The sequence below is a fragment of the Treponema vincentii F0403 genome, from assembly GCF_000412995.1.
Classification (GTDB): Bacteria; Spirochaetota; Spirochaetia; order Treponematales; family Treponemataceae; genus Treponema; species Treponema vincentii.
In genome coordinates this window covers 1452498-1464569 of the sequence record NZ_KE332512.1, presented here as the reverse complement: position 1 = coordinate 1464569, position 12072 = coordinate 1452498, and the positions used below count along the sequence as shown (strand labels likewise).

Here is a 12072-nt window from a genome sequence, read left to right as displayed (position 1 = left end):
CCATACGCATTTTTTCCATTAGTTATTTCCTCCGTTAGTGTCATTGCCGAATATTTCTAACGCTAAACGTTTGTATACATCCATATCCGGGGTAATTAAAGGGGCAAGGGTATCACGGATGAATGAATCCTGATTGTTTCCGCATTTTGTAAGTGTAAGACGCTTTTTTAATACATTATAAATCTCCCCGCGAACAGACTTATAATCATCCGCTGCATTCCCCCTGCTTATTGATGCGGCAAGTGCTTTGTCCTTTTCACGTATGCATTCATCGTATTCCTCAGGTTTTCCAACTGATTCACATAATTTTTTGATTACTTCATCATCAAGCAGATAGGACTCAAGGTTTCGTTCTTTTAATACTCTAATGCCTTTTTCTGCAAGCTGCGAAATTTCCGGATCACTTCTGTCATCTCGATCTACAATTTTTATGACCGTGGTATTTTTAAGTAGTGTACTAATAATCCCTCCGTGTGTTTTCTCAATATTCTCAATATCGTTGCATGAGCCGCCGGAAATAAAGAATGCTTCGGGATAAGTCTCTGCAAAAATGGTGGTGTAAATCATTTTATCAAAATCTTTACGCTTTCCTCCGTTTGGGTCACCTTCACAAAACACGATTATTCGTGGAAGCATCAACTTTGCAAAGTCTCCAAAAGCGAGTTCGTAAAACTTATCCATGACTGCTTTTCCAATCCTTGCAGGACGAATTATTTGATCTGTATCAAAATCTCTCCCGCCAAAATCCAAAAAAGCAACTGTCCCCGGATGTTCCTGTTCAATTTCTTCCGCCTCTTGGAGCATCCCGATGGAATGGGTCGAAAGCAACAGTTGTGATTGCCCCGGAATAAGCAAATATAGCTCTCGCAGCACTTTCCCTTGCAGTTTAGTGTGCATGTGCGTTTCCGGTTCATCAATACAGTAAATAGCGTCAGGATAATATTTAGATTGAACAACCATGTCCAATATCAAATCGAAAGCAGATTTTTCTCCTGCCGAAAGGTTGCAATAGCTGAAATCCTTAGTAGTCCCTTTTGTGAAATAGAAGGTTCCATTTTGGAGCGGATCGCCGACCGATGAAAGTTCCAAATCCTCGAATACGCGTTTAAGGGCTGCTTTGATTTTTCCAATTAATTCATCGCGCAGCATAGCAACGGCTTTTGTGTCATTTTCATTATTAAACACACCTGCGATGGTATTGGCAATAAGCCTCTGATAATTTGCAGAAACCGTTTGGTCGTTCTGGATAAGTGATTCCAATCGGATCGACTCGGTAGGGTCTTGCTGCCTCTGCATGGAATTTATTTTGAAATCAGGCTCGTTTCTATACGCGCTTCGGAAATAGAAATGACCTCTTATATCGGTACTATCGCCAATGTCTTTGGGTAAATGTATATCATAGAAGTCAATACTCACAATTTTTGATGCGTGATAATACCATCGGCTATAGTTGAAAGCCTCTGCCGTACTACTTTTGTTCAAATAATCGTAATCACCGATATTATTATATCCAGCAAATTTATAATAATGGTTCAGGGACTCCATAAACGATGTCTTTCCTGAACCATTCGGACCAACTAAGACTATCAGCTTAGCTGTTTCAGGGATATCCTCAACAACTAAATGGGTAAACCGCTTGAAATTGTTCAGTTCAATCTTTTTTATCTTCATTTGCTTCTTCCAACCTCATTTTTCAATTGCTTCAATTCCGCATTTATTTCCATCAGTCGGTTTAGCTGTTTTTCCTTTCTTATTTTCGCTTCAAGCGTGGCAATCTGCTTCTCCAGTTGCTCGCGTTTTTTCTGTTGTTCGATACTTTCTTTCAGTGTGGTATGTTCTTTACCGTTGAGGCTATTCCCTGCAATTTGCCGGATGAAGTTTTCGTACACGGCATCCATTGTCAAGCCTTCCAGATGCAGCGGCAATTCTTCTTCATCCACCCATTCCGTATGGTAGTAGCGGTCAACTTTAAACGCTGCTTTGCCTGAAATTGCAGTTTCTTTGTATCCCATTACAGCCTGATATTTCCCATTATGCTCCAAAATAAACAGAATATGATAAGATATTTCCCGGTCAATTAAACGCAGCACATTTTCATCAAGGTCGAGCGAGTTAAGGTTTACCTCAAATATCTCGATTTCCATGACCCGTTTTCCAGCAGCAAGATTCAGCGTAGTTGCAGCCAGCTTATTGCGCCAGTAAATCATTTTTATCTGCTCCGTGAACGCCTTTTTGATAGCAGGAGTAATCGATAGATTTTCATAAAACTTTTGTTTTGGAATTCTCGCGTTAAACTCCGTTGATTCCGGCAATCCCAACAAGATCAGAACCTCCCCATAATAAAGTTATTTAACCACCAGAAAACAAATCAATTCAAAATCCTCCAATCCGGATACATGGCTCATCAAAGCTGATGTTCCGCTGGCGGAGAACAGACTGTCGATGTCACTTTCTTCCTTGACGTCAATGATGGAGTCGATCGCTTGAGTCAGTAATTCTGACATAGCTGCCATATTTTTTCCGTCATCCGTTTCCCTATTAAACTGCTCATATACTTCTTGAATCGGTGTTGTTTTTCCTCGGCACAGCAACCGAATATCGTCCAACAGCTTTTTAGGATTAAGGTAATTACAGATAATTTTACCGTCTATTCCAACATAAACCATGTAGAACGGATGAAGCCGATTGCCGTTATCTACATTGGTACTGCTGTTGACATTTTTCAGGACAAAGATTGCCCCTTCCGGCAGCTCATCTGTGGCGGGTACAACGGTGTGTAGTCCGCGGGGTTTCTTATCCATATCATTATTGTGCTTTATGTAATCCAATAGGTCAAGATGGAATTCGTTAAGACCCAAGTCCATAATAGAAATACCATCAGATATATCTTCAATATCGACAACTTCCTCCTGTAAGCGCTTAAGCTGCGCCTTACGGTATTCAAGATCGCCATGTTCTTCTGAGTTAATAAGATCATCATCTCCGGTAGCGGTCATGACAGTTATCTTCATACGGGTTTCCACACGGGATTTCAGATTAATATAATCGTCCAACGGTAGATCAGGCCAGAAGTTCACCAGTTGTATGGTCTTATTTTTGCTGCCAATACGATCGATACGTCCGAACCGTTGGATAATACGCACAGGATTCCAATGAATATCGTAGTTAATAAGATAGTCGCAGTCTTGAAGATTCTGCCCTTCCGAGATGCAATCGGTTGCAATCAGAATATCAATTTCCGTCTTATTGTTTGGCATCAGCACATCGCGATCTTTTGAAACCGGCGAAAAACACGTCAATACATTGTTGAGCGTTGCCTTAAATTCTTTGATTGTTGTACGTCCATCGATGGAGCCGGTTATGACCGCCGTGTGTAAGTCATATTTGTTTTTTATATACATGCTTACATGATCATAGAGGTACTCTGCCGTATCCGCAAATGCGGAAAATATAAGGACTTTCTTATTACCGGGATTTATGGGATGGGCAATTTTTTCGTCCAGCAGACAGAAAAGCTTCTGTAATTTACTGTCGTGTTGCGGAGTTATATCGGCTATCATCAGTGTGAGTAATTCCAGCACTTCAGCATCCTGCGTTAATTCTTTCCGCCAACTTTTCCAGTCCATGTCGGCAAGATCAATTTTGACTTTTTTACCCACAGTGAAGAATTCCGTATTTTCATCATCCATATCCCAGTCGTCACCGTTTGCCTCATACATGGAGATATCTGCTGAACCGTATTTCTCAAACCGATTGATTCCGTCAATTGTATTGTTGATCAATTTCATGATGCGATTTAGTGTCAGCTTAAAAGAATTGACCGAGCTTTCGAGCCGCTTGAGTAGGTTAATACTCATGAGACGCTGAATACCACGCTCACGACCGGTCTGAGTTAAGTTTTCGCCTTTATTATGCGTAAGATCTTTGTACTTTTGAATCTTGCTTGGAAATATATAATTCGATGGCGTATAGACGCACAGGGAAAGCTGCATCAGCTGATCATAAATCTGGTTATAGTTAATAGCATCGTCCAGATCCGTCAGACACGGACGAAGGGATATTGGTTTCAATCTTTCAGGGAACTTACCGATCTTATTTGCGTCATAGTATTTTTCGATATGCTTACGCGACCGGGCAATAGTCACACTGTCCAGCAGTTCGAAGAAATCAAAATCTAATGTACGAAGCAGCGCGTCCGTTGAACGTTGTTCCGGATCGAGCTTACTCCATGCGTTAAAGGCTTTTTGTGCTTGTTTAAAGATGTCGTCAAGCGTTTTTGTGGTGTTAAGCCGTTCATCTAAATATTCGAAATTGCCCTCGTAGGCAATAGCAAGTTGATTCTTCAAATCAATAAATCGGTTATTGACCGGCGTTGCGGAAAGCATCAAAACTTTTGTCTTGACCCCGGCACGGATCACTTTTTCCAGCAGCTTTTGATAGCGGTTTTCTTGCGTATTACTGTGTGTGCCGATACCATTGCGAAAGTTATGGGATTCATCAATGACGATCAGGTCATAGTTGCCCCAGTTGAGCCGGTTTAAATCCAGTCCGTTCGATATTCCGCCGTTACGGGAAAGGTCTGTATGGAACAGCACATCATAATTCAGGCGGTCGGCGGTGATGGGATTATTGACATAGTTATCTTTATAGGTATTCCAGTTTTCTGCCAGCTTTTTAGGGCAGAGAACCAGCACAGACCTATTACGGTTTTCATAGTATTTCACAACAGCCAGTGCAGTAAATGTTTTACCTAAACCAACACTATCCGCAAGAATGCAGCCATTGTATTTTTCTAATTTATTGATAATGCCCAGTACTGCATCTCGTTGAAAATCGTAGAGCATATTCCAGATACGGCTTTGCTTAAAGCCTGTGTCCTCATTGGGAAGTACGTCCTCAGATATATCATCCAGAAACTCACTGAATACATGGTATAACGTCATGAAGTAAATGAACTCCGGAGCGTTTTCGGTATAGACTGTGCTGATGTTTTCAATGACCAGATCCGTCACGTCCTGCATTTTTTCATAATCGTTTCAAAGTTGGTCAAACAGCTGCATATACTGATGCGAAAAGGGCGCGTCTATGCAATTAACCATATTGTAGGTGTTGTTACCGCGCTCACACCCGATGTCCACCGTAGTAAACCCGGTTACAGGTGTATAGGCGGTCTGGACATTTCCGGTATCAACGGTCATAAAACCCGTCATGTTCTCTCCGGTGGTGTTGGACTTGAATTGTGCTTTTCTGCGAATCCAGTCTGCACATTCTTTTGCAATAGCACGCTGAGTCATCTCATTCCGAAGCTTGATTTCAAATTCCGTACCGTATAGACTGGTTTCTCTAGACAGACGGGGAATGTAAAACTCACGTTTCTGCTTTTCAGCTTTTTCTTGTATAAAAGTAGGCGACGTAAAAATGAATCGGAAGGTTTCTACGGCTTCCAGCTGCTTTTTTAATTCTTGATAGGCGTACATAGAAAAACAGGTTGCCGCAACGGACACCTTGCTTCCGCGTTTTATCTCTGCCAGCAAATCATCGCGGACAGTATTGTTAATATTATCGAGTATCTTCACGTCATATACCTGCTTAAAATTTATACTTTACCGAATATTCCTTTAGCCATTATCTTTTTCGTAAACAAATTTGTATATCGTTTTTTTGCATCTTTCAGAATTACGTATGAATTCTCACACTTCTGAGTTCCTTCGATTCGACCACATATTCCCAGTATTATCGCTGATGAAGCCTACGACACCCTACCGATCATCAGCTTATACCCCCAACTCCATCGTAACAGCCGCTTCCCACCTGTTGCCTTTGCGTTCAAAAATCGTGATGTTATCAACCGGAAAATCTTCTACAAGATTTAATTCATTCATAACCTGAAGCGCCTCTGTCATTACCCCCGCAGGAATGTCCCGGTTTGAAACGGTGGCGTGTGGCTGGAATGGTCTTTGGTCTTTTTTAGTACAGCCCGGGCAGGCGTTCAGAATTGCCTTTACCGTTTCATCACGGAGTTTTGTCCAAGCCTCGTACGCAACTACGTTTGCAAAAAGTGTCCTATCTCCAAACGCATCAAAGTTATCTATATGAGCTGAAAAGCCTAAACCTTTGGGTAAAACATTTTTTTCAATCGCACTTATTAAATCGGCTGTTGAATAATCTTGTTGCAATCTGAACGGAGAAACAAGGGTAACATGAATTGGGGTAGCATGTCCGGACTTGCAGCCGTAAGTTTTGTTCATATATCGCCGGCAGTCTTCGAGGGTAAGGGTGATATCCTCCGGGAGGAGAACTCCGATAAAGTGTGTTTGCTGCGGAAAGCTGTGTTGTTTCATCCTTGAAACTATAGCATAGAATCGCTTATCATGCTATGTGTTTCTTTACGTAACGCCTGCAAGCAACTTTCCACCATGCTAAGAAAAATGGCTTGCATAAGCGTATTTGAAGCAATCGTATTGCAAACTGTACCAGCGATACTGCGCCATATATTTTCACAAGAGGATTACTTATGCAGCGAATAAGACGTACGTTGTCCGTTAAGCTCATTATGGTATTTTTTCCGGCGATTATGGGATTTTTGACGTTCGGATTTTTTGTGCTGCGCTATAAGAATGCGCTGGATGCATCGGCGGAGGTACGGAGAACCCTGCATATTACCGCAGCGGGAGTGCAGGCTCTGTGCAGCGGTATCCCTTTTGATGTGCTGACGGCGGATTCCGGTAAGGAGGAACCGTTTCTATCATTGCAGCAGAAGCTGAACAAATTGCAAGAGCAAACAGGTGTGTACAATATTTGGTTTATCAGAAAAACAGATGAGCAGCTGCTCGTTTTAACGGCGACACACGGCGCAGATTCATTTTTTACACTTGACTCGCCGCCTTCGGAACTTTTGCAAGCCTTTCAAACGAACACGATAACCTTTACGACTTCACCATACCGTAATCGGTTCGGAACTGTGCAGTCGCTTTTTATGCCGCTTGATAACGCTGATTCTGCAAACCGGTATGCTATTGCAGTCGATTCGGATTATTCCGGGCGGCATGAACAGCTGATGCGATCAGTATGGCTCACAGTCATTCCGGTATTTTTGTTCTGCATGGCATGTCTTGCTGTAGTTGTGTTTTTAGTTACGGTTTTCTTTGTGCGTCCGTTGATGGAGCTTCGTAAGAATCTCGATGACATCGGCAGAGGGACGGCAGATTTGAGTATTCGGCTGGCGGTAAAGGGCAATGATGAAATTTCAGACACCGCGCATACCTTCAACAATTTTATTGCGCATCTGAATACGATGATTGCCGATTTAAAGACTAATGCGTCGCAGATAGGCCTCGTAGAAAAAAAACTCTTTGACGCATCGCAGGGGACGGCAGCCTCCATTAACCAAATCCGCAGCAATACTGCGGCAATTTCAAAATCAACGGAGCTGTTGAAACAAGATGTCGGCGGTACAAACGCACTGAGCGAAAATGTTTCCGGTATCGCGCAAAATCTCGTGGAAGCTATTCGACATCAAACGCAGGCGAGCGCATCATCAGCAGAAGCTGCAGACGAGATGATTAAAAGCTTTTCCATTATTGCGGAAGAAATCGGCCGGCTGGAAGCGTTTTCCGAATCGCTGGAAACCAAATCCGAATCGGGGATTCTCCGTATGGATGAAACGGAAAAAGTGGTAACGGATATCAACACGCGCATTCATGCGATCGATTCGTTCGTCAAAATGATTGATAATATTGCAGAAAAAACCAATATGCTTGCAATGAATGCCGCGATTGAATCGGCACACGCAGGCGAATACGGCAAGGGCTTTGCGGTTGTTGCACAGGAGATTCGCCAACTTGCCGACGATGCAAAAAAGAATGCCGCAGCCATTGCGCATTCTCTCAAAGATATCATCGACCGAACACAGGCAGCCGCACTCATTACCGAGGAAACAAAGCGCTCTTTTACGGACATCGATAGCGGCGTACACCAAACGGGAAAAGCATTTATTTCCATGCGGGAACAAATTAAAACCGTATCCGGGGCAGCGGATGCCATTCAGCAAGCCGTTCTCAATCTACGCAATCAGCAAGGACTGGTTGCTTCGAGCGCGCAGACGCTTGGCGGCGTTTCGTCGGAACTGGCCCGTACCGGCGGCAAAATCGAAAGTCTTGCAGCACAAGTCAACACGGGCATAACCGAAATCCTTATCGGTATGGACGAAATCTCCGGCGCCGAACACATCGTCATCCAAGAAGCCGAAAGCCTCAACGAAATAATCGATTCAGTCCAAAATCAAATCGATAAATTTAAAACATCGACAGAAACTGAGTAAGCGGTAGCCGGTAGTATACGAACGCCTTATTGAAGCTATTTGTGCAGAAAACGAATCGTATATATCATTAAGATGTATAGAGGTATTTACGAATGTGAATACGTACACTTGTTGAGAGAAAACATATCGTCATTCAATCATTAACTTATATACCGATTGCTAAGTAAGGATATAAATGAAAAAATTGATGATGTATCCTTGTATAACCGCACTGTAGAATTACCCCATGCCGCGCCCTACAACCGAGTCCGCGTTACACTTTCAGCGTCCGTAAGTAGTCTTTTACGTCGGCGGGGATCCGATAACTTTCTATCGCTTTTTGAATGGTTTTGTTGTGGGTAAAAGGCGCAAGCGTTTGTTTTTTGATATAGGGGAGCGCGGCGTCATACTGTTTAATCAGCGCAAAGCTGAAATACCACGCAATCATCATGTTGATATAGTACTCTTCCGATTTTACGGCGGAAACGAGTTCAAGCATTTCCGGTTTAAAGCGCTCGTCAAGGTAATTGGACAGCAATAACCCGATTGCGTAACGGACGGTATAGGTATGGGACGATTGAAGCCACGTCAAAATTTTTTGATATACCGCATCGGGATATTTTTTGAAAATCGAGGGTGAAAACGAATCGCAGGTTGCCCAGTTATCGATAAACGGCAAAAACTTTTCCGTTTCATCCATTGCCGCATTAAAGTCTTTGATGTTTTCGATGAGAAATGCGTGCAGGTTGTTTTCTTCAAAATACCGGTGTGGAAGGTCATGCATAAAAGCGGCGGCCTGTTCCGGTTCCGTCTTAAAAAGCTCTTTGGCAAATTTTCTTAAAAGCGGCGTCCGTATGCCGATCATCAGATGCGGATCAACAGTGGGAATAAGCTTTGAGTTAAAATCCCTGTATTGCACATCCTGCATCGATAAGAGCCTGCGTTGAATTGCTGTCTGCTTTGGTTGCATCGTTCCCACTATTCCCTTCCGCCTTACGGTTTCTTACAGCAAGCCGCTGATCAGTGCAGGCACTGCGATAAAGTTTCCGATTGCACCGCCGAGGCTGGACAAAAAGAAGATCAGCAGGATGTGCGCTATTTTATTTTTATACCAGCCCTTGATGTTCGTTACGTCGGTGGTCAGATGTTCCATATCGGCGACTTGCGGTTTCCGTACCCATGCTTGAACGATGCCGGTAAATAAACCGACGCCGATAAACGGATTCAGCGTTGCGAGCGGGGCGCCAAAAAAACCGGTGATGATGCTTAACGGATGGCCGAGTGCAAGCAGCGTTCCAAATGCGGCGAGGCTTCCGTTCCAAAGCAGCCAGCGAACCAATAAGGCGCTTGACACTGCAACGCCGCCTTTCACAAAGCCTGCCGCGATGAGCAGCACAATCAGCGCCGGGAATATCCAGCCGGAAAGTTTTGCAAGACCGCTCTTAGGCGGCACATCGGCAATATCGGTTACATCGTTCGGCGCTGTTCCGCTTTGCAGTTTTTCAAGATAGGCTGCGGTGCCTTCAAGGTGTCCCGCGCCTAAAACCGCAACAGTTTTCTTTCCCGCCGCATTCCATATCTTTGTCGCCAAATAACGGTCGCGCTCGTCGATCAGCACTTCTTTTACCTGCGGCAAGTATTCCGCCATTTCCGCCATCATACCGTCCATCTCGCTTTTGTCCTTCAGCGCTTCAATCTCATCGGCGCTGAGTTTTTCGGTAGAAAAGGCGCTGCTCAGCAGCGTTGCCAAAAGCTTCGACTTACCCCAGAGATTATTCTTTGCCCATGCCCGTTTCAGGGTGATGTGAATAGGCCTGTCGACAAGCTCCGTTTTAATAGAAAGTTCTTTTGCGGCGGTAATGGCGGCCTTCATTTCATCCCCGGGCTTAACGCCGACATCGGCGCCGATCCTTTTCTGAAAAGCGGCAAGTACCAAATTAGCGAGCAGCAAAAAGCCTTTTCCGCTTTTGAGTACCTGAATAATATCGAGCTCCTGCCACTGCTTTTCATCGGTAAGCGCCTTATACCGCTGTTCATCCAATTCTACGCAAACACAGTCGGGCTGCTCATCGTGAATGCATTGTTCGACATCATCAATACTTTCTTTGGAAATATGCGCCGTTCCAAGCAGGATAATTTCTTTATCATTTAAGGTAAGGTGTTTTAAAGTTTGATCCATAGCCCTGTCCTATTTTTTTGCCGCGGTTGTATCCGCATTGGGGGTAAGCTCGCTTATTGCAAGCCGGTATTCAAAAAAAGTCGGCGTTTGCGTGGTTTTAATTTCGAGCAAAAATTTTTCGGCAAGATGGCCTTTCCCTGCAAGCCGGTAGAATTCGGCTAAATAAAAGAATTTACGCAAACGCTCCGTTTCATCCTTTTCCTTTGTGATGCGGTTATTGACATCGCTATCGCCGGCAAAGTCGATAAAGAGGCGACAGAGATAATAATCGGTTTCCCGTTTTGCGCGGTCTATCGTTTTAAGATATTTTGACATAAAGTCTTTTGCTTCGGCCTTTTTATTCTGTTTATAAGTGCACACCGTTGCGGATAGCGCATAATAGATATTTGCCGGTGCATAGCGCAGGGCATTGATAAAGGCACGACGGGCGCCCTCCCAATCCTTTTTTTCAAAGAGTAAAATGCCGAGCCCTTCATACGCAAAATAATATTGAGGATACAGTTCGGTTACTTTTTTGTAATGCTTTATCGCATCCTCTTTATTGCCGAGATCATCGTTTAATCCCGCAAGGTAAATATGAATAAAATATGAATCGGGAACAAGTTCGATTGCGCGGTTAAATGCTGCAAGCGCTTCTTCTTTTCTTCCTATTTGCAGATTATAAGAGCCCAGATCCGTCCAATGCGGCGCTGCATCGGGTTCCAAGTCAATTGCTTTTTGTATATCCGTAATAGCTTCCGCCATGCGGTTTGTTTCCGATTTTATCCGAGCCAATTCGGCGATAGCAAGGCTGTTTTTCGGCTGATACTTCAATGCCGTGCGGTAGCATTCCTCCGCTTCCGTCATCTTGTTGTCCAAATAATACACCTTGCCGCACCAAATCAATGCCTGAACGTCGTCGGGGTGTTTCTTTAAAATTTTGCCGAATGTTTCTCCCGCTTCTTTATAGCTCCCTTGATTGTAGAAATCGACGCCTTCTTCATATAAGGCCTGCACATTGTCGGGATCGAGTTTTAATATCTTTTTTAAATAGGTTTTCCGCATTTTTATGTCGTTTTTGGCCTGAGCAACCATTGTCATAGTGTACAGCACATTGAGGTCGTTGGGATATTGTTTTTCCAGCGCCTTTGCCGTTTCCTCCGCATCCTTTAACCGTCCGGTGGAAACAAGCACGGCCACCTTTAAATTCCGTATGGAAAGAGAATCTCTATCTTCTTCCGGAAGGGTATCAAAGAGCGCAATAGCTTCATCCCATTTCTGCTCGCTTAGCAATGCGCTTAATTGCTGTCCGAATATAACCCGCGGCGGAATTTCTTCGGCCGATTCCGCGCTGCTGCCGTCTGCCGCCGCTTTTTCGGCTCCTTGCGGGGCGGGCTGAGTATTAGGTTTTGCTCCCTGCGCACTTAAACAGGAAAGCGTACTGACGATAAAGTATATACATACCGTTTTTTTTAAAATACCTTTATACAAATTTTTCATGAAAACTCCTACGGAACGGTGATTAACTTAAAACTAAAGGAACTGCTCAAAGGCTTCCGCTTTTGCATAACCCCGCTAGTCTACCCAAGTTTTTCAATCTGGTCTAGGGATGCTG

9 protein-coding genes are annotated in these 12072 nt (G+C 43.8%); 1 reads left to right on the top strand and 8 read right to left on the bottom strand.

Translation table 11 applies throughout. The annotated features are described in order from the left end of the window. Positions 1-18: 18 nt before the first annotated feature. From HMPREF1222_RS06455 to HMPREF1222_RS06440, 5 genes are all read right to left on the bottom strand, one after another. Positions 19-1671, bottom strand: a complete 1653-nt coding sequence (locus HMPREF1222_RS06455) for an AAA family ATPase (protein WP_016518717.1) — start codon at positions 1669-1671, stop codon at positions 19-21. Then, the gene (locus tag HMPREF1222_RS06450) at positions 1668-2312 is read right to left on the bottom strand and encodes a DUF4391 domain-containing protein (RefSeq protein ID WP_244870166.1); all 645 of its coding nucleotides are present in this window, start codon (positions 2310-2312) and stop codon (positions 1668-1670) included. The genes HMPREF1222_RS06455 and HMPREF1222_RS06450 overlap by 4 nt, the downstream gene beginning before the upstream one ends. 33 nt (positions 2313-2345) lie before the next feature. Further along, on the bottom strand, positions 2346-5021 hold the full coding sequence (locus HMPREF1222_RS06445; protein WP_016518715.1) for a DEAD/DEAH box helicase: 2676 nt from the start codon (positions 5019-5021) through the stop codon (positions 2346-2348). A gap of 15 nt (positions 5022-5036) precedes the next feature. Further along, positions 5037-5576 (bottom strand): phospholipase D-like domain-containing protein, encoded by a 540-nt coding sequence (locus HMPREF1222_RS13135; RefSeq protein ID WP_016518714.1) that lies wholly within the window; start codon positions 5574-5576, stop codon positions 5037-5039. Between the two features lie 198 nt (positions 5577-5774). Further along, positions 5775-6341 (bottom strand): 2'-5' RNA ligase family protein, encoded by a 567-nt coding sequence (locus tag HMPREF1222_RS06440; RefSeq protein WP_006187702.1) that lies wholly within the window; start codon positions 6339-6341, stop codon positions 5775-5777. Positions 6342-6514: 173 nt separating this feature from the next. Here HMPREF1222_RS06440 and HMPREF1222_RS06435 point away from each other — a divergent pair, with 173 nt between their 5' ends. Next, a complete protein-coding gene (locus tag HMPREF1222_RS06435) occupies positions 6515-8320 on the top strand; it encodes a methyl-accepting chemotaxis protein (protein WP_016518713.1) in 1806 nt (601 codons plus the stop codon). Positions 8321-8573: 253 nt separating this feature from the next. On the opposite strand, the gene HMPREF1222_RS06430 is transcribed toward HMPREF1222_RS06435, so the two are convergent. From HMPREF1222_RS06430 to HMPREF1222_RS06420, 3 genes are read right to left on the bottom strand one after another with little or no spacing between them, the layout of a single operon-like run. After that, positions 8574-9269 carry a DNA alkylation repair protein gene (locus HMPREF1222_RS06430; RefSeq protein WP_038076563.1) on the bottom strand — a complete coding sequence of 232 codons (696 nt, stop codon included), beginning with the start codon at positions 9267-9269 and terminating at the stop codon, positions 8574-8576. A gap of 33 nt (positions 9270-9302) precedes the next feature. Beyond that, entirely contained in the window at positions 9303-10478 is a 1176-nt protein-coding gene (locus HMPREF1222_RS06425; protein ID WP_016518711.1) for a TraB/GumN family protein, read from the bottom strand. Between the two features lie 9 nt (positions 10479-10487). After that, positions 10488-11957: a tetratricopeptide repeat protein gene (locus HMPREF1222_RS06420; RefSeq protein WP_016518710.1), complete on the bottom strand. Its 1470-nt coding sequence runs from the start codon at positions 11955-11957 to the stop codon at positions 10488-10490. Positions 11958-12072 lie beyond the last annotated feature (115 nt).

Coding starts and splice junctions, on each gene's coding strand:
- HMPREF1222_RS06425 (WP_016518711.1), bottom strand. CDS start 10,478: ATGGATCAAACTTTAAAACACCTTACCTTAAATGATAAAGAAATTATC.
- HMPREF1222_RS06435 (WP_016518713.1), top strand. CDS start 6,515: ATGCAGCGAATAAGACGTACGTTGTCCGTTAAGCTCATTATGGTATTT.
- HMPREF1222_RS06430 (WP_038076563.1), bottom strand. CDS start 9,269: ATGCAACCAAAGCAGACAGCAATTCAACGCAGGCTCTTATCGATGCAG.
- HMPREF1222_RS06440 (WP_006187702.1), bottom strand. CDS start 6,341: ATGAAACAACACAGCTTTCCGCAGCAAACACACTTTATCGGAGTTCTC.
- HMPREF1222_RS06445 (WP_016518715.1), bottom strand. CDS start 5,021: ATGCAGGACGTGACGGATCTGGTCATTGAAAACATCAGCACAGTCTAT.
- HMPREF1222_RS06455 (WP_016518717.1), bottom strand. CDS start 1,671: ATGAAGATAAAAAAGATTGAACTGAACAATTTCAAGCGGTTTACCCAT.
- HMPREF1222_RS06420 (WP_016518710.1), bottom strand. CDS start 11,957: ATGAAAAATTTGTATAAAGGTATTTTAAAAAAAACGGTATGTATATAC.